Source organism: Streptomyces sp. KL116D (assembly GCF_030766975.1).
In the GTDB taxonomy this organism is placed as follows: Bacteria; Actinomycetota; Actinomycetes; order Streptomycetales; family Streptomycetaceae; genus Streptomyces; species Streptomyces longispororuber_A.
Genome location: NZ_JASERH010000084.1, coordinates 281,486 through 304,942 on the forward strand (window position 1 = coordinate 281,486; position 23,457 = coordinate 304,942).

Below are 23,457 nucleotides of genomic sequence, written 5' to 3' on the forward strand. Positions count from 1 at the left end.
CAGTGTCCAGCGCTGGGTGAACTTGGCCTGTACGGAGACGCTGAGGCGAGCAGTCGTGCTCCAGCAGCCCAGCGTGACAGGGAATCCTGCCTCCGTCGGATCGCCTGCCGACGTGATCTGTCGCTGGAAGCCCAGATGCTGGTCGGGCCAGGCGCGCTGCTCGGGCGAGGAGCATGGTGCCAGTGGTCCGGTGGATTCGTGGGGCGTCGACGAGTCCGAGGGGGGAGACGGCTCCTGTGGCGCGTCGGACTGGCAGGGTGTGCGAGGACGGGACGGAGAGCGGGGCTCTGTCATGGGTCAGCCCATCCTGTCCGGCTCGGGGAGGCGGCGCCAAGGTCTGGTCGTATTGCAGCACCGGAACGCGTCGGTCAGAAGGCGTGAGCCGAGGACTATCGGGCGCCGGCGCACTCGAACCCCTCCTTGAGGAAGACACCGCCCGCATGCCCAGGAGAACGAGGCACTGAAGCTGCCCGGCCGGCACGGGATCGTCTTCGACAGGACGCTGCGATGGCGTCGGCGTTTAATGAACGTAGACGAGATCATCTCCCTCCCGGGAGCAGCACATGTCCGCGACCCGATCCACGCCGAAGGGGGGAAGGAGCCGGGCGGGGAGACTCCGGGCGTTGGGGGAGTGGTGTGCGCGGCATTTCGTGATCGTCATCATCGTCTGGCTGATCGTCCTGGCAGCGCTCCAGGTGCTCAACCGGCAGTTCGGCGGCACCTACTCGGACGACTTCTCGCTGCCCGGCGTGCAGTCCTCCAAGGGGCTGGACGTGCTCCAGAAACACGATCCGGCCGCCGGTGGCTACAGCAGCCAGATCGTGCTGCGCGACGAGGGGAAGCCCTTGTCGTCGGTGAGTTCTCAGATGGGGCAGACGGTCGGCGACCTGCAGAAGCTGCCGCACGTGCTCTCGGCGCAGGACCCGCTGCCGCCACCCGGCTCGCAGCCCACCACGAGCCAGTCCCAGCAGCCGAACGTCGGTCCGCTGTCGGACGACGGGAAGACGGGCTACATCACCGTCCGCTTCGACGTGCAGCCCTCCACCCTCGGGGACGACTACCTGAACGGCGTGGACAGCTCCGTGCAGCCCCTGCGGGCGGCCGGTGTCGACGTCGAGTACGGCGGCCCGCTCGGTGAACTGGCCAGGCCGCCGGCCGACGACCGGACCAGCGAGGCGATCGGCTTCGCGGTGGCGATCGTCGTGCTGCTCATCGGCTTCGGCAGCGTCATCGCCGCCGGACTTCCGCTGGTCACCGCGCTGCTCGGCGTGATCGGCGGGCTGGCCTGCCTGGGACTCCTGGCCGCCGCGTTCACCTTCGCGACCGTCTCACCGACACTGGCGACGATGATCGGGCTGGGCGTCGGCATCGACTACGCGCTGTTCAGCATCACCCGCCACCGGCAGAACCTCATCAACGGCGCCGATCCGGTGACGGCCGCGGGCCACGCCACCGCGACCAGCGGACGGGCCGTCCTCATCTCCGGTTGCACCGTCATCATCGCCCTGGCCGGGCTCTCCGTCTCCGGCGTCTCGTTCATCAGCAAGCTCGGCCTCGCGGCCGCCGTGACCGTCGTCTCCGCGGTCGCGGGCGCGCTGACGCTCGTGCCCGCACTGCTCGGGCTCATCGGCAGGCGCATCGACCGGTTCCGCGTGGGCAGAGTCGTGGCGGAAGCCGACGCGGAATCCGAGGAGCCTGCCCACGGCGCCTGGCACCGGTACGCCCAGCGCGTGGAGCGACGCCCCCTGTGGTTCCTGACGGGCGGGCTCATCACCGTCGTCATCCTGGCCATCCCGTTGTTCTCGATCCAGCTCGGGCACATCGGCGACGGCGCCGATCCGACGTCGTTCACGGACCGGCGAGCGTACGACATCATGTCGGACGCCTTCGGGCCCGGCTCCAACGGGCCGCTGACCGTGGTGATCGACCAGACGTCCGTGTCCTCCGGCCAGCGCCCGGCGCTGGCCACCCAGGCGCAGAAGTCGCTCGGTGGCGTCGCGGGCGCGGCCGTGGTGACACCGCTGACCGCCACCAAGGACGGAGACGTGCTGGTCGGCACCGTCTTCTCCAAGGAATCCCCGCAGAGCCAGGCCACCACCGACCTGACGAACCGTCTGGTCGACGACACGCTCCCCCAAGCGGTGTCCGGCACCACGGCCCAGGGCTACGTCACCGGAACCACGGCCGCCCAGGTCGACTTCCGCGACATCGTCGCGCACCGGCTGCCGTTCATCATCGCCGTGGTGGTCGCCCTCGCCTTCCTCATCATCCTGGCCGTGTTCCGCGGACTGCTGGTCGCGCTCAAGGCGGCGGTGCTCAACGTGCTGTCGATCGCCGCCTCCTACGGTGTCGTGGTCGCCGTCTTCCAGTGGGGCTGGGGCGGTCCCGCTCTCGGGGTGTCGGGCACGGTCCCGATCGAGAGCTACGTGCCGATGATGATGTTCGCGATCATCTTCGGGCTCAGCATGGACTACGAGATCTTCCTGCTGTCGCGGGTGCACGAGGCATGGCTGCGCACGGGCGACGCCAAGGCGAGTGTCGCGCATGCGCTGGAGATCACCGCGCGCGTGATCACGTGCGCCGCCCTGATCATGGTGAGCGTCTTCGCCGCGTTCGTCGTCAGCGACAACATCGTGGTCAAGATGCTCGGACTCGGCCTTGCCGTCAGCGTGTTGATCGACGCGACCGTCGTCCGGCTGCTGCTCGTCCCCGCCGTGATGACCCTGCTCGGCGCCCACGCGTGGTGGACGCCGCGCCTGCTCGACCGGGTGTTGCCGCACATCGACACGGAAGGGGATCCGGCGTCTTCCCCGGCGACGACTCCGCAGGCGGATCGGCCCGAGACTTCAGCTGCCGTGGATCCGGACCGGAGTGCTCACTGAGTGGTCAGGGGGTCCGCAGCGTCTGGGACGGAGATTCCCCGAACCGGGCCCGGTAGCGCGCTGCGAACCGTCCCAGATGCGCGAATCCCCACTGGTACGCGACGTCGGTGACGGTCACCTTGCCCGGCGCCGAAGTCCGCAGCTGCATCCGTACACGCTGAAGGCGCACTTCGGTGACGTACGCCATCGGGGACATGCCTATGTGCTTGCGGAACGCCTCCTGCAGGGACCGCAGGCTGACCTGGCTCACGGCCGCGAGCCGCCCCGCGTCATAGGGCTCTTCCGGGCGTTCCCTGACGAGGTCGATCACCCGCTTGACAGCGGCCGGCCGCATCTGTGGTGGCGGGGCTTCCAATTGGGCACGGAAGGAGTGATCGGTGGCGAGCAACAGTCCTTCGAGCAGGGTCTGTTCCAGACGTCCCGCGACGAGAGGGTGCCGCAGCATGCCCTGCGGGGTGTCGAAGTCCAGCAGGCTCCAGCGGGTCAGGTTCGCCCAACTGTGGCCAGGGCCACGGGTGATGTCGATGTACGGCTGGAAGTGCGGCTGGTGGCCCAGGGGTTTGCCCAGCAGGGTTTCGAGCTGTCGATGGGTGGCGAGCTTGTCGACCTTGATGGCGAGGACCCGACAGTCGGGGGACCAGTCGTAGACGCGGATGTCCCGAGCGGGGTCGTAGATGACGGCTGTGCGTGGCGTGGTGTAGACGGGCGCGGCGGGGCCTTCCTGGACGCCGAAGCTGCCTTCGAGCGGAACGCAGACGTGGTAGTAACCCGGTTCGCAGTAGCCCGTCTTGATGGTGGTGCCGAAGCTCACGTCGCCGATGGTCAGGGCGCCGAGGTCGGCCATGCTGATGCGGGTGACGAAGTCGTGCGCGTCGGCCCCTCTCACCTCGAGTCGCAGGTCGTAGTAGACCTCCGAGAGCACGTGGCTCGCTTCCTCGACGGAGCGTGTGACGAAAGTGCTTGCCTCGGCCGCCTGGCCGTGTGTGGACGCCATGTCCTGCCCCCTTATGCCAGGGCGTCAACGATCCTACGCGCGGGGCCGCCCGTTGGGGTGGTGGCGGTTCCTGGAATTGGCTCGACCGCACCTTCGGATGTGTTGGCCGGTCCTCTTCGCTCGGCGGCTGAACGGTTTCGGTTCCGCGCCTACGCGCGCCGTTCATGGCGCGGCGGCGGTGCTGGATGGGGTGGGGCAGCGGTCTGACACGACGGTTGTGCCGCGCGGCGCCGGGGGCGCCAGGCGTCGCAATCCGCGCTGTTCGGCCCGGCTCTGGTGAGCAGTGGGGCCAAACAGCGCAGCTGAGTGCACCGGCGAGGTGGAGGCGGTCGTGAACGTCAACGGTCCTGGACGGACTCGTCAGCGCTCCCTGGCTCGATGCCGATGCCGATGCCGATGCCGGTACCCGTCCCCGTCCCGGTCCCGGTCCCGGTGCCAGCGTCAGTGCCGGCCCCGGGAGTGGTCATGCGTTCCCGATCTTGCCGAACTCCTCGATGAGCACGGGATACTGCTCCTTACCGTGTCCGGCGGCGATTGCCCGGTCGGCCATGGTCTTGAGCAACTTCGGCAGTTCGGCGTTCACCCCCACTGCCTCGCTCTCCTCGATCAGGTGCTCCATCGCCCGAGCGTCGGTCTCCAGGGCCGAAACCTCGGCGGGGAACGAGCCATTGTCGATCTGCTCGGCGTATCCAGGCAGCCACTCGGCCACGCCCGCGGCGATCTGCCGCGCGAACGGCGCGTACGTCGCGGCGTCGACGCCGGCCGTTCTGAGTATGGCCGTGCCCTGGAGCCAGGCGTTGAGGACGCTCCACATCATGGCCAGGCCTGCCACGTCGTAGAGCGATGCGAGCCCAGGGTCCGCGCCCAGGTAGGTGACGGTACCGAGCGCGCCGAGTGCCGGTTCATGAACCTCGAAGTCCGTCTGTGAGCCGCTGTGCAGAAGCACCGCGTCGGCGGTGCCGATGGCCGGCGGAATGGCCATGATGGCGCCGTCCAGATAGCGGGCGCCACGCTGCTCGGCCCATCGGGCCGCTTCCCTCGCCTGGGTCGAGCTGCCCGAGCTGACGTTGATCAACGTGGTTCCGCCCAGCTCGACTTCGTCCCCGCCGAAGAGCTTGTAGAAGGCCGAGTAGTCGGTGACGCAGATGATCGTCAGAGATCCTGCTTTGAGCGCGTCGGTAATGGTAGGCGCCAACTGTGCTCCCTGGGCCACCAGTTGGTCGGCCTTCGAGGGAGTGCGGTTCCATACGGTGGTGGGGTGCCCGGCCTTGAGGAACGCGGCGGCGAGCGCCTGGCCCATCAAGCCGAGTCCGATGACGGTCACGGGTGTTCCGGTGCTGTCGTTCATGGCAGCATCCTCAACGTTGATACCGGTGTGAAGGTCAAGTGAGGCTGCGATGCGGATCGGGGAACTGAGTGGTCGGACGGGAGTCCACACTCATCAGCTGCGCTACTACGAAGCTCAGGGCCTGCTGGAGGCGGAGCGGCGTGCGAACGGTTATCGCGAGTACGACGAGACTGCGGTGCTCCGAGTGCGGCAGATCCGGCATCTGCTTGGTGCCGGTCTGTCTTCGGAGGACATCGCGTACATACTGCCTTGTGCGCTCGGTGAGGCACCGGAGTTGCCCGGCTGTCCCGAGTTGCTGGCTGCGATGCGGTCACGACTGCAGCGACTGAATGATCAGATGGCCGTCCTTGCCCAGTCTCGCGATGCTCTTGTCACCTACATCGACGCGGCCGAGCGAACGGGCGGCGAGAACTACCCACCCATTGACGGGACCGAACTGGATTACGTCACCGTCTGAGAGATGTCGACCCGGCATGGTGCGGCGTCGATGAGCGCTTTGGCGTCAGTCCGGAAGTCCGGGGAGGGTGGGCCCTGCTGATGTCCGCGAGTGCCGAGCCCGGATCGCGTTCCTCGGCGAGATCGCCGATGCTCACCACGCCGATCAGCGGGCCTTCGCTGACCACGGGCAGGCGTCGTACCGCATGCCGTCGCATCAGGGCCACCGCGTGGTCGGCCTGCTCGTCCGGACCCATCAAATCCCCACCAGATGCGGCATGAGCTGCACCCCGTCCTCCGGGTCGTCATCAGTGCCGCCGATGCGGTGTTCGTACGGTCGGCACATTCCCTGCGGCGGGCCTGTGAGTACCCCGCGCACCTCGGGCCCGCCGGACTTCCGCAGAGGTGGAGGAGATGTTCGTCCGATTCGACAAGGCCACCCCCGGCAGTGCGGAACGCAAGCGCATCGTGAACTCGTTCACGATCGAGCTGGTCCGGCACTCGGTGGCGGAGGAGGAACACCTGTACCCCGCTGTCCGCAGGCTCGTCCCGGCTGGCGACGCACTGGCCGACCAGGAGATCAAGGACCATTCCGAGGCGGAGAAGCTCCTCAAACAGGTGGAGCAACTCCCGCCGGACGCGGCGACGTTCGACGACCTGGTCGCCCGGCTTCAGGCCGAGGTGTCTGGGCATGTGCAGGACGAGGAGAACAACCTCTTCCCCCGCCTGCGGGAGTCCTGCGACGACCGAGAACTCCTCGAACTCGGTGACAAGATCCGCTCGGCGAAGAAGGCCGCGCCCACGCGCCCGCACCCGCACCCGCACGCCCCCAACACACCGCCGGGCAACAAGCTGCTCGCGCCCGGTACCGGTCTGGTGGACCGGGTGCGCGACTACCTCACCGGTCGCGGCCGGTGAGGTAACCGTCGGCAGCTCAGCCGCTGGGAGACGTGAGGTGCCTGGCGGTGAGGTGCAGGGACCGCACGGCCTTCTGGCCTCGGTCGGTCGCGGGGGCGAGAGAGTCCCACCAGTTGTCACCCTCTTCGATGCGGCGCAGCAGGATGCCTTCGCGTACGGCCCAGGGGCAGATGGTCAACCGGCGGACACCCATCCGCTTCATGACGGTGTGGCCCACGAGGGCGCCCGCGAGCGACTGGGCGGCGCGTGGCCGGGAGATGCCCGGCAGGCGGGATCGTTCCTCGGCGGGGAGTCCGGCGAGGCGACGGACAGCCTCCCGTACGTCTTCGCGCAGCAACTCGCGTCGCAGGCCCGACGTGGACGGTGCTGAACAACTCCGACCCGCACATGCCCAGGGACGGCCTGAGCCAGCTCGGCACTGAAACGCCGCTCGGCCGTCCGGCCCAACCCGAGGAGATCGCCCCGGCGTACGTGTACCTGGCGTCCGACGCGGACTCCAGTTTCACCGTGGGTGAGGTGATTGTGGTGACCGGTGGGGAGGCGGACACCCGCTGACCTGCTGCCGGAGCAGGCCGTCGAGCCGTTCGGCGGCCCGCACGGCGGCGTCTGCACAGCAGTTGTTGAACAGGACGTGGACCCGCTCTGCCCGTCGCGCCAGGCCGCGCAAGCGGGGCAGCCACTCGGCGAGTTCGCCGTCGTCGTATTCGTGCCGGAAGCGGTCTTCCTTGCTGCCGTGCCCCCACGACGTGCTGCGGCCGTGGAACCGTACGACGGACAGCCCGGACGTCGTGATGACGGTGACGGGCGGCAGGGAGGAGGGAAGCCCTTGGACCATGTCGACGGCGACGGCGGTCATGCCGTGGTGGGCTAGCAGTGCGCGCGTCGACTCGGCCTGCCCTGTACGCCACCAGGAGGGATGGCGGAACTCCACGGCGACCGGCCAGCCGGTCGTGCGTCGCGCAGTCTGTGCCAGGATCCGTTCGGCCCGGGCCCCGGGCCGTAGCCACGGCGGGAACTGGAAGAGCACGCTGCCGAGTCGTCCGGCCTCGCGCAACGGTCCGACGCCTTCGGTGAACCGCGCCCACACCTCGTCGAGCAGTCCGTCGTCCCGCGCATCGGCCGGCCACCCGTCCGGCATGACGGCCGCGCGCGTGGGATGTCCGGTCAGCAGGGAGAACGCCTTGACGTCGAAGGTGAATCCGACGGGTGTGCGCTCCACCCACGACCGGCTGACGTGTTCTCGTGGCAGGGCGTAGTACGACGCGTCGGCCTCGACGACCCGAAACCGTTCGGCGTAGTGCCGCAGCCGCCCCTCGGCACCCCGACGCCCGGCCGGATACCATCCGCTGCGCACCAGCGCCGGATCGGTCCACGAGCAGGTGCCCACGAGAATCTCACCCATGGGGGACCGGTACCCAGCCCGCCGAGTCGGTCCCACTCGACGGCGACGTGGGCAGGCTGGTGGGCGTCAGTGGTGGCCACGCGCAGTGTCGGATGCTCCGCCGAAGAGACGGGCCACCGCCCGGAAGGGAAGCGTCACGATCGTGGCGATGGCGCCGCCGATGGACCTGATCACGTCTGCAATGGCCTTCAGCACAAACTCACCTTCTTCGTCGTCGCGAACGGACCGCTGTACGTCTGAGCGATCCGCGTAGCGGCGGGTGCCCATCGGGCACCTGGGGAAACGTGCGTACGGGTGTGCACGGTGCTGATCTGGCTGGCCAGCCGATCTGTCCCGTAGGCGTGGGTTTCGCACGTGATCGGTCCGGTACCCGGAGCGCGTCCGCACGGGTCGGCGTCATGCCGGAGCCCGGCGACGAAGCTCATTTCGGGACGCACTACATGTGGGGAGGCGCGGCACCATGCGCGCTCTGACTTGGCAGGGGAAGCGTGACGTACGGGTCGAGCAGGTCCCCGATCCACGCATCGAGAAGCCGGACGACATCGTCGTGCGTGTCACGTCGACCGGCATCTGCGGCTCCGACCTGCACCTCTACGAGGTCTTCGGACCGTACCTCGACCCGGGTGACGTCCTGGGGCACGAGACGATGGGACTGGTCGCGGAGATCGGACCCGAGGTCACCGAAGTCGCCGTCGGGGACCGCGTGGTGATTCCGTTCAACATCTCCTGCGGCACCTGCTGGATGTGCCGCCGCGGACTCCACTCCCAGTGCGAGACGACCCAGGTCACCTCCATGGGCAGCGGCGCCGCACTGTTCGGCTACACCAAGCTGTACGGCCAGGTGCCGGGCGGGCAGGCCGAGTACCTGCGGGTCCCCTTCGGTAACACGCTCCCCATCAAGGTGCCGGACGGCCCGCCGGACGACCGGTTCGTCTACCTGTCGGACGTGCTGCCCACGGCCTGGCAAGCCGTCGAGTACGCCGACATCCCGGCAGGCGGCAGCGTCACCGTGCTGGGCCTCGGCCCCATCGGGGACATGGCGACACGCGTCGCCCGGCTGCGCGGCGCGGAGCAGGTCATCGGGGTCGACCTGGTCGACGCCCGTCTCGCGCGCGCTCGGCAACGAGGCGTCACCGCCCTGGACCTGCGCGAGCACGACAAGGATCTGGGCGACGCGGTACGGGACCTCACGCAGGGCCGCGGCACGGACGCCGTGATCGACGCGGTCGGTCTGGAGGCACACGGCAATCCGGTCGCGCAGGCTGCTCAGTGGGCCACCGGACTGCTGCCTGACGCGATGGCACGCCCCTTGATGGAGAAGGCGGGCGTCGACCGGCTCGGCGCCCTGCTCACGGCGATCGACGCGGTATGCCGGGGCGGCACCGTGTCCATCAGCGGCGTCTACGGCGGCGCCGCCAGCCCGCTGCCCCTGCTGAAGATGTTCGACAAACAGCTGCAGGTGCGCATGGGGCAGGCCAACGTATGGCGCTGGATCGACGACATACGCCCCCACCTGACCGACGACGACCCCCTGGGTGTCGACGGATTCGCCACGCACCGTCTGCCGCTGGAGGACGCGCCGACGGCGTACGCGACCTTCCAGGCCAAGGAGGACGGGATGGTGAAGACCCTCCTGAAGCCGTGATCGACGATCGAGGTCGGCCCGGATCTGGCGCCACTGCCGGAGTTTCGTGAACTACTGGGAGGCGCCTGCAGATCCGTCGGCGGCCAACCGGGTCGAGATCGTGAACTGGTTGACTGTTCGTCGTGGCTGAGATGATCGAGATACCGGATGCGGAGAGCGACTGGGAGTCCGCCACTGAGCTTCAGGCGGGTGGGCGCAATCCGGTGCGGCAGGCGTCCATGTTCCAGAGCGCGACGTGGCCGTTGAGCTCGTTGGCCCTGCTCTCGGTGGACCTGGAGGCGGTGGCGCGGCGGCTGAGGCTGACCCTTGAGACCTCGTGGGACGGGCACGGCCGCGTGAGGGCGGCGTTCTTCGTGCTGAACGGGACGGACTTCGTCGTCACCCACCACGAGGGGGACGCTCCGGGGACCCACGTGTGGACCCGGAAGGGCGGGCCCGTCGATCCGGCTGCCCGCGTGGGCAGCCTCCTCGCCGTTCTCGGCGTGGGGCCGGAGGCGGTCTCGTACTCCACCTGGGGGATCGGCACGGATCTGTCGCACGTACCCGCCGCCTGGGGACGTGGCCGGGGCAAACCGACGCGGTCCCACCAGGACCTCTGGGACAGCTTCAAGAGGCGCCCGGGCATGTTCGTCGGCCGTGTCACTTTCGCGGCAGTGGTCGGGTTCCTCAACGGCTATGACACCGCCTCGGACAGCGCCCTGCTGGACGGGTTCAGGGAGTGGCTCGCAGCCAGACTCGGATATGGCGAGAACCTGGTGTACTGGGCCTTGGCCAAGAAGCTGATCTTCCCCGACGGCCACCCGGAGGAGCCCTGGTCGCCCGAGACCGACCAGTTCGCAGTGACCGGCCTGATCGAGTTGATCGACGAGTACTTCGACGACCTCGCCGCTGATCCCAAGGAACGTTCCTGAACGGTCTGATCGAGGGCTCCGGGGGCCGTGCTGCGGAGCGGCCGGCACCTTTGCTCTTCCTGGCCGAGTGGGGGAGTGGAGGGCGGGTCGCGCAGCGCGGCCGTGCCGGTCATCTGGGTCGCAGTAGGCGGTCAAGCTCGCTGCGGATCTCCTCCGGAAGGTCGTTGCCCTGGCCCCAGGCCAGGACCAGCTCGGCCAGCCGGTGAAGCTTCGTGTTGGTGCGCATGGAGACTTCTCGCAGGACGTCCCATGCCTCTGCAGGCGTTTTCTCGCTGACGGCCAGGATGACGCCGATCGCCTGATCGACATCGGCGTGGGAGTTGACCGCGTGCGCCAGCTGTCCGACGGTTTCTTCCAGCTCCTCCACCTTTGCTTCCAGATTCGACGGGACATCGGAGTGCTCGGACGGGTCGGGCTGCAAGCTCGCCTCCAGTACGGGAATGGGGGTGCCCCTCACCGTTGCGTGTTCGGCGCCTGTCTGCAAGCACTAGCGCGCTGCGGGGTGCTGGTGGAGCGGTCGGTGTCCGCCGGCGAGCTCGCGGGGGCGCAGCGAGGCAAGCGCTGTTGGTTGCGCATTTGGATCAATCTCCAAGATCTACAGGGAAGTTGACTGGAGCTCTTTCCTAACGCGGCGGTGGTGGACATAGTGGCCGAGCGGAAAGTGGAAATTGTTTTCCGCTCTGTAAAAGTTCGCCCTAGTAGGAGTGCCCGTGCCGCACACCAACGCAGGCTTCGCCCGTCGCGCAGGTCATCTGCTGCGCACCAGCCTGTTCGCCCAAGTCCTGCTCGCCTTGCTCCTCGGTGTCCTGGTCGGACGCCTGTGGCCGGAGGTCGGGTCCTCGCTGCAACCTCTCGGCGACGGTTTCGTACGCCTCATCAAGGCGATGATCGCGCCGTTGGTCTTCTGTGTCGTCGTCGCCGGCATCACCAAGGCCGGTGACCTCAAGGCGTTCGGACGGATCGGCGTGAAAGCCCTGATCTGGTTCGAGGTGGCGACCAGCATCGCCCTGGTGGTCGGACTGCTGGCCGGCAACGTGTTCGCACCAGGCGCCGGCATGAACGTCGATCCGTCCACACTCGAGCAGAACGCGGTGGACGACGCGACGGGCGGCGGCCACCTGCCCTCCACCGCGCAGTTCATCCTCGAATCGCTGCCGGACAGCGCGGTCGGCGCGTTCGCCGACAACTCCCTGCTGCAAGTCCTCGTCCTGGCCTGCCTGGTGGGCGCCGCGCTCCTTCACCTCGGGCAGTCCAAGGTTCCGCAGATCCTGCCGTTCATCGAGCAGGCGCAGGACGTCGTGTTCACCATCGTCGGCTACATCATGAAGCTCGCCCCGCTCGCGGTCTTCGGAGCCACCGCGCATCTCGTCGGCGAGTACGGGGTGGGCGCCATGTCGACGTACGGCAAACTCATCGCCGTCTGCTACGGCGTCGCCCTGCTCTTCCTGGTGATTCTCGGGTGCGCACTGAAGGCCATCACCGGACTGAGCCTGTGGAAGTTCGTCCGCTACACCCGCGAGGAGCTCCTGCTGGCGCTCGGAACCGGCTCCAGCGAGACGGTGATGCCCCGGATGATGCAGAAGCTGCGCGCCGCGGGATGCCGGGACGACGCGGTCGGCCTGGTCCTGCCGACGGGCTACTCGTTCAACCTCGACGGCGCCTCCATCTACCTCTCGATCGGAACACTGTTCATCGCCCAGGCCATCGGCGTCGACCTGACACTCGGCCAGCAGATCACGGTGGTCCTGGTGCTGATGCTCACCAGCAAGGGAATGGCGGGCGTTCCGGGGTCGGCGTTCCTCGCGCTGTCGGCGACGGCATCCGCTCTCGGAGTCATCCCCGCGGCGGCCGTCGCGCTGCTGCTCGGTGTCGACCGCATCATGGACTCGATGCGCGTGGCCACCAACCTCCTCGGCAACTGCGTCGCCGTCTTCGTCGTATCCCGCTGGGAGGGAGCTCTGGACCGGGTGACGGCGAAGCGCGTGATGAACGGCCTGGAGCCGGGCAGTACCACCGACCGCGCCGACACGGCCGCCCTCGGGAAGGCACCCGGATCGGCACCGGCGGCGCCACGGGGTTCCGACGCTGGGACCGGCAGCTGAGCTGACTCAAGGTGTGCTGCAGCGGGCCCGGCGTCTTGAGGCGCCGGGCCTTTGCTGCACGAAGAGAATCCAAAGTCTCGGCTGTGTCAGCCGCAAGACCATCCATCGTCACGGCCCGCCAATCGCCGGATGACAGGCCTTACATCGCGCTGGGGCGAGTCACTGAGCGACGGACAGGGGCACTTGCCCGTCCGGACCAGACTGACCTCGGAGAGCCAACAGGCCAGGCGCCCGCCTCTCGCCTTCCTAGACCGAGCAACAGATGGAACCGGCGAGGGGGCAAGATGGCGCGGTGTCCGACTCTCTGCGTGAACTGTGGCTGCGCGGCATCGCCTTCAACCCGACCGCGCCATCCGACGTACTGATACGCCTGCTGGATCAACGGGCCGGGGAAGCCGGCCTGCTCATGTGCGAGGGGCGTGACCTGCCGGACGCCGTCGTCGACGCCGCTCTGCACCATCCCACCGAGCTCATCCGCCGCGCGCTCGCCCGCAACCAGCACGTCGACCCGGCGCTACTCGCCCCCTTGGCGGCCGACCCCTCGGGTCTCGTCCGCGCCAACCTCGCTGCCGGTCCCCGCGACTTCCCCCGATGGGTCCGCCCGTTGCCGGACGGCATCCTGGTGGCCCTCTTCACCGCCCGGGACGCCGGCGAGGACGGCAGGCTCACCGCGGACGAGATCATCGGGGAGCTCGTGTCGTCGCGGCAGATCCCGCTGTCCTTCCCCCGCCGCATGGCCGGCCACGAGCACCCCGCACTCCGCGTACAGGCCGCCCTGAGGTGGACGTCCCTCACCCCGGCGCAGCGGGTGCGACTGCTCGCCGATCCGGACCCATCGGTCCAACAAGCGGCGCAGGACGCGAGTTGGGCGCTGGACCCGGAACGCGTGGAGGCAAGGCTGCCGTCCCTGGACGTGCGCAACGCTTGGGTGTTCCAGAGCTGTGCCCTGTCCGACGTACTCGTGGAGCAGTGCTTCGCCGACGGCACGGAGCACCTGCTGACCGGGAACCAGTACATCCCGGCCCACGCCGTCGCCCGGCTCGCCCGCCACCCCGAGCCGAAGGTCCGTGCGCTGGTCGCCACGCGGCCCGACCTGGGGCCGGATCTGGTGGCGGAGCTGAGGCGGGACCCGGACGACAGGGTGCGGGCGCGCGCTCGCCTCCAGTCCTCCTCCCACACCTGGACCGAGTACGAGACGATCCAAAGGATCATCGGCCACGGCCCGGACTGCCTCTGCCCGCTCACCGAACCGTTCGCCAGGTCGACCACCGATCCGACCTACGGTCCCTCGCCCGACTGGTTCGCCGCCTGTGCGGTGTCCGAGGAACCGAACCTCCGCCGGGCCGCGGCGAGTTGGCCGGGCCTGTCGGCGGAACTCGTCGAAGTGCTCGCGCAGGACGGCGACGAGGAGGTACGCATCCGACTGGCCTGCCATCACCCCCTGGCCCCGCCCCACCTCCTCCTGGACGTCTTCGTCAACCGTCCGGCCCACCGCCCGCACCTTCTGAGCCTTCCCGCTTTCCCGCGCACCGGCTGGGCCCACCTCATCGACCACCCGGATCCAGAGGTGCGGGCACTGGCCGCATCCGACCCCGCCCTGCGAGAGCCCCCGGTGCAGGACCCCGACGCGACGGTGTGCCGGGCAGCGGCGACCAACCCGAACCTGGCACCCGCCACTCTGGAAAGCCTCCTCGCAGACCCCCGCACCGCCGAGGGCGCTGCGGCCAACCTGGCCCTCTCCGCTTCCCGCCTGCACGCACTCCTCGACCGCTGTCTTCAGGGCATCGTCACCCGGCAGGGCGCCACCCACCCGTGACGGTGGCGATCGGCGACGGGCCGGCTCATCCCACCCACCGACCGTTCTCCTCGCACGGGGACGCCTACCTCTTCCCGGAGTTGAGACGCTGGGCTGCTGTGGAGCCGCGCGGGTCGAACGGCAGGACGCCTGTCGCGTCGAGAGCGGCGTGGACGGTGGCGATGGCTCGCGTCTCGTCGGGGCGGTGCTCGATGGACAGCGGCATGGCGCCCAGGCCGATGGCGCCGACGGTGGTGTGGGAGATGGTGCGGCTCTGCATGGTGGCTTTCGTCCTCAGTCTGTGGGAGCGGGGGAGAGGGCGAGAGTCTCGGCGACGGCGCCGGGCAGCCAGTCGGTGGTGCGGGAGAAGGAGAAGCCCAGCGCCTTCGCGCGGGTGTTGCTCATGGCGTAGTGACGGTCGAAGGAGAACGGGGAGACTTCCTCGCCCGCGCGGACGGTCCGGCGGACCGCCTCCCGGCCGGCCTGCGCGGCGACGGTGTCGGTGAGGTCGTGGACGGTGAGCGGGCCGTCGGAGCAGGCGTTGACGGGGCCGGTGAAATCGGCTGCGCTCGCCCACATCAGCAGGTCCGCCAGCTCCTCGTAGTGGATGAAGACCGTGGGCAGCGCCGTCGCGTGCACGGCGATCTCTTCGCCCCGGATGATGCGTTCGGCATAGTGCGCCAGCCGGCCGGTGAACTCCTGCGCGCCGCCGCCGAGTACATGGGCGCTGCGCACGGTGGCGAAGGCGAAGCTGCCGGCGTGGGTGAAGACGGCCTCGGCCTGCCGCTTGCCCTCGGCGTAGTGCGCCTCCAGGTAGGCGTCGTCGTGCCAGGGCAGGTCCATGGCCACCTGCCAAATGCTCGGGTCCACGCTCTCCTCCGTGACGGGCGTCCCCGGGGGCACGGTCGGCAGGGCGGCGGTTGCGGGGTCGTAGACCTCGATCGTGGAGGTCATGACGTAGCGCCGGGTGCGGCCGGCGAAGGCGCGGGTGGCGACAGCGGCTTGTACGGGGGTGTAGCAGACCTGGTCCACCACGACGTCGAAGGTGCGGCCGTCGAGCGCGGCCGTCAGCGCGGCCTCGTCGTTGCGGTCGACGACGAGGTGCTCGACGCCGGCAGGTGCCGGGGCGGAGCCGCGGTTGATCACCGTGACCTGGTGCCCCGCGGCCTGCAGGCGTTCGACCAGGAGCTTTCCGAAGTACCGGCTTCCGCCGATGACGCAGATCCTTTGCATGCGCCCAGCCTGGATCCCTATCGTCATCAGCAGAAGCCCCGACTTGCTGGATACGCATTAAGGAAAACTGTTGATCGATGTGCAACGGCTCCGCGTCCTGCGGGCGGTAGCGGAGCACGGCAGCTTCAACCAGGCGGCCGCCGCTCTCCGGCTCACGCCCTCGGCCGTCTCCCAGCAGGTGGCCGCCCTGGAACGCGGCCTCGGTGCGCAGGTCGTGGCGCGCAGCACGCGAGGCGTCACCCTCACCCAGGCGGGCCGCATCATGGTCGGCGCCGCCGAATCCGTCGCGGCGGAACTGGAGTACGCACAGCAGCAGGTCGCCGAGCTCCGCACCGGCCGCACACAACTCACCGTCGCCACGTTCACCAGCGGCGGCAGACTCCTGCTGCCCGCCGCTCTCCCCCACCTCACTGCGGCCCACCCCCGCACCGTGGTCCACGTCAGGGAAGGCGAACCCGAGGACACGCTTCCCCTCGTCCGTCAAGGCGCCGTGGACGTCGCCCTCGCCTACCACTTCGACGGCCCGCTCCCCGTCGGTCCTGGCCCCAGTTCCAGCCTGGAGTGGACGCCGCTCCTGGAAGACCCCCTGCACGTCGTCCTGCCGCAGGGACACCGACTCGCCGACCAGGACGCGCTCGACCTCACCGATCTGGCAGCCGAACCGTGGGTGCTCGGCTGCCTGAAGACCGAGGCCTACCTGCGCCGCTTCGCCGAACACGCCGGCTTCGACCCGGAAATCCGCGGCACCACCACCGACTACTTCTTCGCCCGCTCCCTCGTCGCCGCAGGCATGGGAATCTCCCTGATCCCCGCCATCGCACTCACCCCCGACATCCCGGGTCTGAAGAGCGTTCCGATCAAGTCGCCGGGCCCGATCCGGCACATCGGCGTCGCCACGATCAGCAGCCGTGACCGGCCCCATGTCACGACGCTCGTTCGCACTCTTCGCGAGCAGGCGACGCAGCACGAAGGACACCGATCCGTCCTGGGCCCGCATAAGACCGACGAGGCGGCACACTCGCGGTCCGTCGACTGAGAGCGCAGCGTGGGGGAGGTGGTAGCCGTCGGTGTGCCTCCTTCGAGAGAGCACGGATGCGCAGCGCCGACAACTGTCGTGAGCTCCAAGAGACGTAGTCGTACGCCCACTCACTCCGCCGGAAGCAGCGGCAGCCTACGTCCGCCGACTGGGGCGGAACACCCGGAAGTATCGGCGAGGGCGAGGCTCTTCCTCCGTCTTCTGCGGTTCTGCGGCGTCCGGTTCGGATCGAGCGGTATCTGCAGGCTGGGCGGGCTTGGCGGTTGCGGACAGGTGGGAATGGCCCAGGCTGTGAATGCTGGAAGCCTGTATGACATCTCCCTTGAAGTGGCCGTTCGCGATGTTGCGTACGGGCGGCTGCTCGCCCGCCATGTGTACGTCGTCGGTTTGGGACGGTGCCTCATTGGCCGGTACCGGGGGCACACTGCCGCTACTGATGGTGCCTGTCTGGACGAGGTCACCGTCGATGGTGCCGTTGAACTCGTTGTGTACAGACGGCTGTTCGCTCATGTTCGGGAATGTACGGTCTGGCTTTGAGTGATCACCATGGTCAGCTAACGGCTGCGTGCACGACAAGCAGGTGACCATGAGACAGGCTGTCGGAATGAGATCACGAACTGGTGGCATGTGGTGGGGAACGACCGTCGAAGCGCCGGACCCTCGCAGCCTGGCGAACTTCTACGCCGACCTCCTCGGCTGGCACATCGGCCACGAAGAGCCTGGAACGACGGTCCTCGCCGCCTCCCCGCAGGGACCGTTCTTCGTGTTCCAGCAGGCGGACGGGTACCGGGCTCCGGTGTGGCCGCCGGTCACCGGCGAGCAACGCCCGATGATGCACTTCGACTTTCAGGTCGGCGATCTGGAATCGGCGGTGGCCGAGGCGGTCGCCCTGGGCGCCGTCGTCGCGGCGCACCAGCCGCAGGAGAACGTCCGGGTGCTGTTCGACCCCGCCGACCACCCCTTCTGCCTGTGCTACGACGAAGGGTGATCAGGTGGGCGTGATCCGGATCGGAGCCGGGCATCGCACGCACCGTCGGGGCCAGGTCCTGAGGCCCCTATCTCCTTCGTCAAGCAATCGTGATGATGACGGGCATGACGGATGAGGGTCAGGGCTTGGATCGTGAGAGCCGCCAGGACTGGACGCAGCTGCACTTCGCCGCGGATGAGCAGGATGCCGCAGCTGTCGGCTCTCTCCTGGCGGCGGGTGTGGAGGTGGACGCACCCGATGGGCAGGGCAATACGCCGCTGTGGCTCGCCGTGTTCACGTATCGAGGTGATGGCGCGGTGTTGTCGCGGCTGGTCAAGGCCGGTGCCGATCCGGACAGGGACAACCTTCATGGTGTGAGCCCCCGGCGTCTTGCCGGCTGGCGGATTGGTTCAGATGTCGCGATGCATCTCGGGGAGCCTCCTTCCTCGTAGTGCAATTTCTGAAGGTCAGGCCGCCTTGGTGGGATGGGGTTCGTAGAAGGTTCCGTCGCGGAGGATCGCGAAGAGGACGGCGGGCTCATTCCTCCACCACGCGGCCCTGAACCCGCCCGGCCGCCTTCAGAACGATGTGGCCGGGCGGTACTTGGCGTGCCGTCCCGCTACGAGGTCACCGGCGGATCCGTGCGGGCGTCGTAAGAGCTGCGGGCATCATCGATCCGGGCGAGGTGCGCGACGCTCCATTCGAGCAGGGGCGCGGTGGCCTTGCGCAGAGTGAGGCCCATCTCGGTGAGCTCATAACTGACGTGCGGCGGCATGACGTTGTGGACCGTGCGGGTCAGGATCCCGTCGCGCTCCAGGCTGCGCAGCGTCACGGTGAGCATGCGCTGACTGATTCCGTCGATGGCCCTTTTGAGCTCGGTGAAACGGCGCGGTCTGTCCCGGAGATTGCGCACGACCAGCAGCGACCACTTGTCTCCGACGATGTCGAGCACCACTCGGGTCCGGCACGCGTCGCTGGGCGGCTCTGACGATCGTGAGTCGCTCTGTGTCGCGCCCATGGTTACCTCCAGAGAACCGGGTCACAGAAATGTGCCTTATTGCCTGCGGCGCGTCGTGTGCCCCAGCATGTTTTTGGTACTCAAACAGTACCGAGGCACGAAAGGTAACCGCTAGAGCCGCAGGTCAGCGGCGTGCGCGTGGTCGTGTCTTGCTGCTCCTGCGAAGGAAGATCGATGTCCACATTTCTGCTGGTACACGGTGCTTGGCACCACGGACGGTGCTGGGAGCGGGTGGTGCCGCTACTGGAGGCCGCCGGACACCGGGTGTTCGCGCCCTCCCTGACCGGCTTCGGTGACAAGGCGCACCTGCTCGGCCCAGAGGTGGGTCTCGATACGCACGTCGACGACGTGGTGGGGCTCATCACCGAGGAGAACCTCAGCGACGTCGTACTCGTCGGTCACAGCTACGCAGGGCTGGTGATCTCCTCCGCGGCCAACCGGATTCCGGAACGCATCGCGCACCTGGTCTACCTCGACGCGATGGTCCCGGAGGACGGTGAGTCCGCCGTCGATGTCCAACCCGTGACACGGCAACTGATCGAGCTCGCCGAGAAGTCGGAGAGCGGCTGGCGCGTGCCGCCGATGCCCGAACAGCCCGCGCCCCTCGGCCTGTTCGGCGTCACCGACCCGAACGACGTCGCCTGGCTGCGCGGGATGCTCTCGGACCAGCCGGTGCGCTGTCTGCAACAGTCGGTGCGACTGGACAACCCAGCCGTCGACGCGATCCCGCGTACCCATATTCACAATGTCGGCGCCACGCCGACGGGCATCACCCGTCGCCCCATTCCTCCGATCCAGCCCAACGGCACTGCCGCCCAGGTCTGGGAGCTGCCGACCGGCCACGACTGCATGATCACCATGCCGGACGAACTCAGCGGGCTGCTCCTCAAACTCTCTTAGTCAGACCGGCAGTTGAGGGCACGGTCTTGGTGCACGGAGAGGTCGCCGCTCACGCCAGGGGCGCGGCGACCTCTCCGCTTCGGCTCCAGCGGGCCTACTCGGTTCCGGCGGCCGACTCAGGCAGCTTCGGGGCGCAGCAGAGGGGTGCGGCATGATGAGTTCCGTGGACTTCGAGCCGTACCGGGGTGAGCTGGTGGCGTTCTGCTACCGGATGCTGGGTTCCTTCCACGAGGCCGAGGATCTCGTGCAGGAGACCATGCTGCGCGCCTGGAAGGCTCGTGACCGGTACGACCCGGCGCGCGCGTCGGTGCGGACCTGGCTGTACCGGATCGCGACCAACGCATGCCTGACCGCTCTGGAAGGCCGCGCGCGGCGTCCGCTGCCCTCCGGGTTGGGGGCGCCGAGCGACGACCCCGGCGCGCCGCTGCTGCCGGCGCTCGACGTGCCCTGGCTGGAGCCGTTTCCTGACGCGCGGTTCGACGTGGAGAAGCGGGCCGATCTGCGGCTGGCCTGGGTGGCGGCGGTGCAGGTTCTGCCGGCCCGGCAGCGGGCGGTGCTGGTACTGCGCGAGGTGCTGGCGTTCTCCGCCGCAGAGGTCGCCGAGCAACTGGGCACCACGGTCGCGGCGGTCAACAGCACGCTGCAGCGCGCCCGTTCAGCCCTGTCCGGCGTGGGCGATGCCGCGGCGGTCGCCGAGCCCGACGATCCCGAAGTACGCGCCGTCATCCAGCAGTACGTGCAGGCTTTCGAAGCGGCGGACGTACCCGCTCTGGTGCGACTGCTGGCGGACGGGGCTGTGCTGGAGATGCCGCCGGTTTCGTTGTGGTTCCGTGGCAGTGGGCATTACGGCCGGTTCATGGACCGGGTGTTCGGGATGCGTGGCACGGGGTGGTGCGTGCAGGTGCTGACGGCCAACGGGCAGCCCGCGCTGGCCGCGTACGCACCGGAGCCCGGCGGCGGCCACCGGCTGCACTCCCTGCAGCTATTCACCGTCACCGGCGGGCGCATCACGCACAACGTCGTGTTCGCCGATCCGTGCGTCCTCGACGCCTTCGAGCTGCCCCAGAAGATTTCCGTAGAAGATTCCGTGGACGATTTCCGCAGCGGGCGATGAGTCCTGGCGATGCCGCCGGTACGTACCGGTGAGCATCCGACCGAAGGGAACCTCATCGTGAGCGTCATCGTCATCGAGTTCATCACCGTGGACGGGATCGTGTCCGACCCGGACGGGTCCGCCGGCACACCGCTGGGCGGCTGGGCCTTCAGGCACGGCCCGGACACGGTCGCCGGCGACAAGTTCCGCCTCGGATCGACCCTGGACGACGGGGTGCTGCTGCTGGGACGCACGACCTGGCAACTGTTCTCACGGCTGTGGCCGGGCCGCGACGATCCGTTCGCCGCGCGGATGAACGCCGCGCAGAAGGTGGTCGCCTCCCGCACGCTGACCCCTGCCGACACCATGGCGTGGGCGAACTCCCAGCTCATCGACGGCGACGTGGTCGACGCCGTCAAGCACGAGCGGCGCGACGTGATCGTCACCGGGAGCCTGGGCGTCGTGGGTCAACTGCAGGCGGCGGACCTGGTCGACGAGTACCGGCTGCTGACCTTCCCCTCCGTCCTGGGCACCGGCCGGCGGCTCTTCCCGGCCGATGGCCCCCGAGCCGAGCTGACTTGCCTGGGTGCTGAGCAGGTCGGCTCCGCCGTCCTCACCCGCTACCAGAGGGCTGCCCGCTGACTCAGGTGTGGCGCCCCGGTGCCCTGCTCGAAGTGAGCGCGCGCGGTGGCTCGCTTCGCGCAGGGCACCGGGGCGGACATGCTCAGTTGCAGAGGTGACCCCAGCCCATGTCGGGGCGCCAGGTCTTGGTGCTCGCGGTCCCGCCCTTCTTCTTCCAGGTGAACTTCGCCTGGACGTGGAAGCTGTTCTTCGGCCACCTGCACGGGTTGACCGACGCGGTGCCTGCCAGGTCCTCGGTGCTGTGCCACCCGTCGTCGTCCTTGGCGGACTTCACTGTCACCGTCTCGGTTCCGTTGAAGCGCAGGAGCTTCACGTCGTTGACCTTGACCGTGTAGTCGCCGCCACCGGCGACGTCGGTGATCTTCGCCCGCGCCCGGTACGTGTCGGCCTCGTCGTCCCACCACACCGTCGCGCAGCGCTTGACCTGCTTGCCGTAGCACTCCCAGGCGCTGTCCGCGGACGCCATGGACGGCGTGAACACGATCGAGGCGCCCGCGGCTGCGAGGGTGAGCGCACCAGCCGTACCGATCCGGCCGAGTTGCTTGAGCGTCATGAGATTCCCTTCTGATGCCCGCGGCCGGTTGGTCGGCCGTCGGGTCGCCAGGGTTGGCGACGGGAACGCTAGCCGGGGGATCCGGGGTGAACCGTGAGGCGTGCGGGGCTGTTGCGCCGCCGTGACAACGTTCGGATTCGGCTGTCATCGAGGGAGAGCTCAGGCTGCTGCCTCAGGTGCCGGACGGTTCTGCTTCGTGCCTTGCCGCGCGGCGAGCAACGCCCAGGCGGCCAGAGGGATTTGCAGGGGCAGGCGGCCGTAGGCGATCGCCTTGAGCGGGGTGGAACGGTTCCGCCAGTCATAGGCCATCTGCACGTTGGCGGGGAAGACCGCGGCGATCAGCGCCGCGGCGGCCAGTCCGCCCGCCCTGCGGGTCCGCGGGCTGGCGAGGGCGGCCGCCACGACGAGCTCCGCGGCACCGCTGGCGTAGGTGTACGCCCGGGCCGGCCCCGGCAGCCCTCGGGGGACGATGGCGTCGAACGGGGCCGGAGCGAGGAAGTGCAGCGCCCCCATCCCGCCCATCACGCGGGCAAGTGAGCGAGCGGGATCGAGCGACACAGAACTCTCCTGGGGGTCGGTCTGGACGGACCCGGTCAGCCTACTTACTCGCCGGTAAGGGTGGGAAGGGGCGCAGATCACCACCTGTGCGCCCAGACGCGGGATCCGATTCAAGCTGCAGCCAGAGTCTTCGCGGCGCCCCGCAATGGCCGGAACTGTCTGTGACCAGGAGGGCGGGTCAGGTGACAATACGGTCCGACCAAACGTGTTGTGTGACATAGTCGCTTCGGGGCTGTGACCTGGTTCCGGAAGCTCAATCAGCAGGAGGAGTGCGCATGTCCGTCGAGTGGGGGCCGGTACGACAGTCCCGCACACACGAACTGGTGCTGGAGAGCATTGAGAAGCGGGTGGTGGCCGGTGACCTCAAGGCCGGCGACCGGCTGCCGCCGGAGCGTGAGCTCGCACCGGTGCTCGGCGTCAGCCGCTCCGCCCTGCGGGAGGCGTTGCGCGTCCTGGAGACGATCGGCGTACTGGTTGCCCAGGCGGGCCGCGGCCCCGACGCCGGGGCCCGCATCGTGCGGCACCCGGACGACGCCCTCGGCCGGCTGCTGCGCCTGCACGTGGCGCTGGGGAGCTACAACCTCCAGGACGTCCTCGAGTCTCGGGTCATGCTGGAGCGGCAGAATTTTCAGGGAGCGTCCGAGAACGCCGCGCAGGAGGACCTCGATGAGGCTGAGCGGATCCTGCGCCTCATGCGGGCGCCCGAAGTCGGGGCGGCGGAGTTCAGCGATCTGGACACCCAGTTCCATGTCCTGATCGCACGGACCTCGGGCAACCAGCTCGTCTCCACCCTCACCTCCGCCGTGCGCGAATCGGTGCGGCCGATGATCCTCGAGGCGCTGGAAGCCGCCGAGGACTGGCCGGCCGCTGCCGCTGCGCTGAACGACGAACACGCGGAACTGCTGCGCCTGGTGCGAGCCGGCGAGGGGGAGCGAGCGGCTGATCTGGCGGAGAAGCACATCCGCGGTTTTCACGGCAGGCTGGTTGTCGACGAGGCCTGATCCGGGCCGATGCCTGCGCGTATC

At 68.7% G+C, this 23,457-nt stretch carries 26 protein-coding genes and 2 pseudogenes; 15 read left to right on the forward strand and 13 right to left on the reverse strand.

Translation table 11 applies throughout. The features are described 5' to 3' along the window. Positions 1-563 precede the first annotated feature (563 nt). Positions 564-2,882 (forward strand): MMPL family transporter, encoded by a 2,319-nt coding sequence (locus RBJ77_RS33415; protein WP_372348401.1) that lies wholly within the window; start codon positions 564-566, stop codon positions 2,880-2,882. Between the two features lie 4 nt (positions 2,883-2,886). On the opposite strand, the gene RBJ77_RS33420 is transcribed toward RBJ77_RS33415, so the two are convergent. Both RBJ77_RS33420 and RBJ77_RS33425 read right to left on the reverse strand, forming a co-directional pair. After that, positions 2,887-3,876: an AraC family transcriptional regulator gene (locus RBJ77_RS33420; RefSeq protein ID WP_372348402.1), complete on the reverse strand. Its 990-nt coding sequence runs from the start codon at positions 3,874-3,876 to the stop codon at positions 2,887-2,889. Positions 3,877-4,339: 463 nt separating this feature from the next. After that, positions 4,340-5,224: an NAD(P)-dependent oxidoreductase gene (locus RBJ77_RS33425; protein WP_372348403.1), complete on the reverse strand. Its 885-nt coding sequence runs from the start codon at positions 5,222-5,224 to the stop codon at positions 4,340-4,342. 49 nt (positions 5,225-5,273) lie between these two features. On the opposite strand from RBJ77_RS33425, the gene RBJ77_RS33430 reads away from it, so the two are divergent. Then, positions 5,274-5,681 (forward strand): MerR family transcriptional regulator, encoded by a 408-nt coding sequence (locus tag RBJ77_RS33430; protein ID WP_372348404.1) that lies wholly within the window; start codon positions 5,274-5,276, stop codon positions 5,679-5,681. 64 nt (positions 5,682-5,745) lie between these two features. Here the strand turns inward: RBJ77_RS33430 and RBJ77_RS33435 are convergent. After that, a pseudogene (locus RBJ77_RS33435) lies at positions 5,746-5,910 on the reverse strand (CBS domain-containing protein); the annotation flags it as partial. Positions 5,911-6,073: 163 nt separating this feature from the next. Here RBJ77_RS33435 and RBJ77_RS33440 point away from each other — a divergent pair. Continuing rightward, complete coding sequence (locus tag RBJ77_RS33440; RefSeq protein WP_372348405.1) at positions 6,074-6,577, forward strand: hemerythrin domain-containing protein; 504 nt, start codon at positions 6,074-6,076, stop codon at positions 6,575-6,577. A 16-nt stretch (positions 6,578-6,593) separates the two neighbouring features. On the opposite strand, the gene RBJ77_RS33445 is transcribed toward RBJ77_RS33440, so the two are convergent. Further along, a complete protein-coding gene (locus tag RBJ77_RS33445) occupies positions 6,594-6,914 on the reverse strand; it encodes a hypothetical protein (protein WP_372348406.1) in 321 nt (106 codons plus the stop codon). 50 nt (positions 6,915-6,964) lie between these two features. Here RBJ77_RS33445 and RBJ77_RS33450 point away from each other — a divergent pair, with 50 nt between their 5' ends. Further along, on the forward strand, positions 6,965-7,132 hold the full coding sequence (locus tag RBJ77_RS33450) for an SDR family oxidoreductase (protein WP_372348613.1): 168 nt from the start codon (positions 6,965-6,967) through the stop codon (positions 7,130-7,132). Here RBJ77_RS33450 and RBJ77_RS33455 read toward each other — a convergent pair. Beyond that, positions 7,080-7,979 carry a DUF72 domain-containing protein gene (locus tag RBJ77_RS33455; protein WP_372348407.1) on the reverse strand — a complete coding sequence of 300 codons (900 nt, stop codon included), beginning with the start codon at positions 7,977-7,979 and terminating at the stop codon, positions 7,080-7,082. The genes RBJ77_RS33450 and RBJ77_RS33455 overlap by 53 nt on opposite strands. Positions 7,980-8,045: 66 nt before the next feature. Then, entirely contained in the window at positions 8,046-8,174 is a 129-nt protein-coding gene (locus RBJ77_RS33460) for an LPFR motif small protein (RefSeq protein WP_372348614.1), read from the reverse strand. A 265-nt stretch (positions 8,175-8,439) separates the two neighbouring features. Here RBJ77_RS33460 and RBJ77_RS33465 point away from each other — a divergent pair, with 265 nt between their 5' ends. After that, on the forward strand, positions 8,440-9,624 hold the full coding sequence (locus tag RBJ77_RS33465; RefSeq protein ID WP_372348408.1) for a zinc-dependent alcohol dehydrogenase: 1,185 nt from the start codon (positions 8,440-8,442) through the stop codon (positions 9,622-9,624). A gap of 122 nt (positions 9,625-9,746) precedes the next feature. Beyond that, positions 9,747-10,535: a hypothetical protein gene (locus RBJ77_RS33470; RefSeq protein WP_372348409.1), complete on the forward strand. Its 789-nt coding sequence runs from the start codon at positions 9,747-9,749 to the stop codon at positions 10,533-10,535. 109 nt (positions 10,536-10,644) lie between these two features. Here RBJ77_RS33470 and RBJ77_RS33475 read toward each other — a convergent pair whose 3' ends face one another. Further along, positions 10,645-10,992: an ANTAR domain-containing protein gene (locus RBJ77_RS33475; RefSeq protein WP_372348410.1), complete on the reverse strand. Its 348-nt coding sequence runs from the start codon at positions 10,990-10,992 to the stop codon at positions 10,645-10,647. A 253-nt stretch (positions 10,993-11,245) separates the two neighbouring features. Here RBJ77_RS33475 and RBJ77_RS33480 point away from each other — a divergent pair, with 253 nt between their 5' ends. Next, on the forward strand, positions 11,246-12,637 hold the full coding sequence (locus RBJ77_RS33480) for a cation:dicarboxylate symporter family transporter (RefSeq protein WP_372348411.1): 1,392 nt from the start codon (positions 11,246-11,248) through the stop codon (positions 12,635-12,637). A 292-nt stretch (positions 12,638-12,929) separates the two neighbouring features. After that, the gene (locus RBJ77_RS33485) at positions 12,930-14,453 is read left to right on the forward strand and encodes a hypothetical protein (protein WP_372348412.1); all 1,524 of its coding nucleotides are present in this window, start codon (positions 12,930-12,932) and stop codon (positions 14,451-14,453) included. A gap of 133 nt (positions 14,454-14,586) precedes the next feature. Here the strand turns inward: RBJ77_RS33485 and RBJ77_RS33490 are convergent. Together RBJ77_RS33490 and RBJ77_RS33495 are read right to left on the reverse strand one after the other, a co-directional pair. Beyond that, positions 14,587-14,712: pseudogene (locus RBJ77_RS33490) on the reverse strand (aldo/keto reductase); the annotation flags it as partial. Positions 14,713-14,726: 14 nt separating this feature from the next. Next, positions 14,727-15,665 carry an NAD-dependent epimerase/dehydratase family protein gene (locus RBJ77_RS33495; protein WP_372348413.1) on the reverse strand — a complete coding sequence of 313 codons (939 nt, stop codon included), beginning with the start codon at positions 15,663-15,665 and terminating at the stop codon, positions 14,727-14,729. Between the two features lie 70 nt (positions 15,666-15,735). Between RBJ77_RS33495 and RBJ77_RS33500 the strand changes: the two genes are divergently transcribed. Next, entirely contained in the window at positions 15,736-16,701 is a 966-nt protein-coding gene (locus tag RBJ77_RS33500) for a LysR family transcriptional regulator (protein ID WP_372348414.1), read from the forward strand. A gap of 135 nt (positions 16,702-16,836) precedes the next feature. Here RBJ77_RS33500 and RBJ77_RS33505 read toward each other — a convergent pair whose 3' ends face one another. Further along, a complete protein-coding gene (locus RBJ77_RS33505; RefSeq protein ID WP_372348415.1) occupies positions 16,837-17,211 on the reverse strand; it encodes a hypothetical protein in 375 nt (124 codons plus the stop codon). 76 nt (positions 17,212-17,287) lie between these two features. Here RBJ77_RS33505 and RBJ77_RS33510 point away from each other — a divergent pair, with 76 nt between their 5' ends. Continuing rightward, the gene (locus RBJ77_RS33510; RefSeq protein ID WP_372348416.1) at positions 17,288-17,689 is read left to right on the forward strand and encodes a VOC family protein; all 402 of its coding nucleotides are present in this window, start codon (positions 17,288-17,290) and stop codon (positions 17,687-17,689) included. A 104-nt stretch (positions 17,690-17,793) separates the two neighbouring features. Continuing rightward, on the forward strand, positions 17,794-18,120 hold the full coding sequence (locus RBJ77_RS33515) for an ankyrin repeat domain-containing protein (RefSeq protein ID WP_372348417.1): 327 nt from the start codon (positions 17,794-17,796) through the stop codon (positions 18,118-18,120). A gap of 167 nt (positions 18,121-18,287) precedes the next feature. On the opposite strand, the gene RBJ77_RS33520 is transcribed toward RBJ77_RS33515, so the two are convergent. Continuing rightward, entirely contained in the window at positions 18,288-18,686 is a 399-nt protein-coding gene (locus tag RBJ77_RS33520) for a winged helix-turn-helix transcriptional regulator (RefSeq protein ID WP_372348418.1), read from the reverse strand. A gap of 174 nt (positions 18,687-18,860) precedes the next feature. Here RBJ77_RS33520 and RBJ77_RS33525 point away from each other — a divergent pair, with 174 nt between their 5' ends. The 3 genes from RBJ77_RS33525 (at position 18,861) to RBJ77_RS33535 (ending at position 21,321) form a co-directional block, all read left to right on the forward strand. Next, the gene (locus RBJ77_RS33525) at positions 18,861-19,586 is read left to right on the forward strand and encodes an alpha/beta fold hydrolase (RefSeq protein ID WP_372348615.1); all 726 of its coding nucleotides are present in this window, start codon (positions 18,861-18,863) and stop codon (positions 19,584-19,586) included. 154 nt (positions 19,587-19,740) lie between these two features. Continuing rightward, positions 19,741-20,700, forward strand: coding sequence for a sigma-70 family RNA polymerase sigma factor (locus RBJ77_RS33530; protein ID WP_372348616.1), 960 nt, complete (start codon positions 19,741-19,743; stop codon positions 20,698-20,700). Between the two features lie 57 nt (positions 20,701-20,757). Next, positions 20,758-21,321, forward strand: coding sequence for a dihydrofolate reductase family protein (locus RBJ77_RS33535; RefSeq protein ID WP_372348419.1), 564 nt, complete (start codon positions 20,758-20,760; stop codon positions 21,319-21,321). An 82-nt stretch (positions 21,322-21,403) separates the two neighbouring features. On the opposite strand, the gene RBJ77_RS33540 is transcribed toward RBJ77_RS33535, so the two are convergent. Continuing rightward, positions 21,404-21,874, reverse strand: coding sequence for a hypothetical protein (locus RBJ77_RS33540; protein WP_372348420.1), 471 nt, complete (start codon positions 21,872-21,874; stop codon positions 21,404-21,406). Positions 21,875-22,033: 159 nt separating this feature from the next. Beyond that, complete coding sequence (locus tag RBJ77_RS33545) at positions 22,034-22,432, reverse strand: hypothetical protein (protein ID WP_372348421.1); 399 nt, start codon at positions 22,430-22,432, stop codon at positions 22,034-22,036. Between the two features lie 275 nt (positions 22,433-22,707). Here RBJ77_RS33545 and RBJ77_RS33550 point away from each other — a divergent pair, with 275 nt between their 5' ends. After that, positions 22,708-23,433 carry a FadR/GntR family transcriptional regulator gene (locus tag RBJ77_RS33550; protein WP_372348422.1) on the forward strand — a complete coding sequence of 242 codons (726 nt, stop codon included), beginning with the start codon at positions 22,708-22,710 and terminating at the stop codon, positions 23,431-23,433. The last annotated feature ends 24 nt before the right edge of the window (positions 23,434-23,457 follow it).

What these genes read in the sequence shown, in the direction of transcription:
- RBJ77_RS33415 (WP_372348401.1), top strand. Translation starts at nt 564, where the DNA reads ATGTCCGCGACCCGATCCACGCCGAAGGGGGGAAGGAGCCGGGCGGGG.
- RBJ77_RS33420 (WP_372348402.1), bottom strand. Translation starts at nt 3,876, where the DNA reads ATGGCGTCCACACACGGCCAGGCGGCCGAGGCAAGCACTTTCGTCACA.
- RBJ77_RS33425 (WP_372348403.1), bottom strand. Translation starts at nt 5,224, where the DNA reads ATGAACGACAGCACCGGAACACCCGTGACCGTCATCGGACTCGGCTTG.
- RBJ77_RS33430 (WP_372348404.1), top strand. Translation starts at nt 5,274, where the DNA reads ATGCGGATCGGGGAACTGAGTGGTCGGACGGGAGTCCACACTCATCAG.
- RBJ77_RS33440 (WP_372348405.1), top strand. Translation starts at nt 6,074, where the DNA reads ATGTTCGTCCGATTCGACAAGGCCACCCCCGGCAGTGCGGAACGCAAG.
- RBJ77_RS33450 (WP_372348613.1), top strand. Translation starts at nt 6,965, where the DNA reads ATGCCCAGGGACGGCCTGAGCCAGCTCGGCACTGAAACGCCGCTCGGC.
- RBJ77_RS33455 (WP_372348407.1), bottom strand. Translation starts at nt 7,979, where the DNA reads ATGGGTGAGATTCTCGTGGGCACCTGCTCGTGGACCGATCCGGCGCTG.
- RBJ77_RS33465 (WP_372348408.1), top strand. Translation starts at nt 8,440, where the DNA reads ATGCGCGCTCTGACTTGGCAGGGGAAGCGTGACGTACGGGTCGAGCAG.
- RBJ77_RS33495 (WP_372348413.1), bottom strand. Translation starts at nt 15,665, where the DNA reads ATGCAAAGGATCTGCGTCATCGGCGGAAGCCGGTACTTCGGAAAGCTC.
- RBJ77_RS33505 (WP_372348415.1), bottom strand. Translation starts at nt 17,211, where the DNA reads ATGAGCGAACAGCCGTCTGTACACAACGAGTTCAACGGCACCATCGAC.
- RBJ77_RS33510 (WP_372348416.1), top strand. Translation starts at nt 17,288, where the DNA reads ATGAGACAGGCTGTCGGAATGAGATCACGAACTGGTGGCATGTGGTGG.
- RBJ77_RS33515 (WP_372348417.1), top strand. Translation starts at nt 17,794, where the DNA reads ATGACGGATGAGGGTCAGGGCTTGGATCGTGAGAGCCGCCAGGACTGG.
- RBJ77_RS33520 (WP_372348418.1), bottom strand. Translation starts at nt 18,686, where the DNA reads ATGGGCGCGACACAGAGCGACTCACGATCGTCAGAGCCGCCCAGCGAC.
- RBJ77_RS33525 (WP_372348615.1), top strand. Translation starts at nt 18,861, where the DNA reads ATGTCCACATTTCTGCTGGTACACGGTGCTTGGCACCACGGACGGTGC.
- RBJ77_RS33530 (WP_372348616.1), top strand. Translation starts at nt 19,741, where the DNA reads ATGAGTTCCGTGGACTTCGAGCCGTACCGGGGTGAGCTGGTGGCGTTC.
- RBJ77_RS33540 (WP_372348420.1), bottom strand. Translation starts at nt 21,874, where the DNA reads ATGACGCTCAAGCAACTCGGCCGGATCGGTACGGCTGGTGCGCTCACC.
- RBJ77_RS33550 (WP_372348422.1), top strand. Translation starts at nt 22,708, where the DNA reads ATGTCCGTCGAGTGGGGGCCGGTACGACAGTCCCGCACACACGAACTG.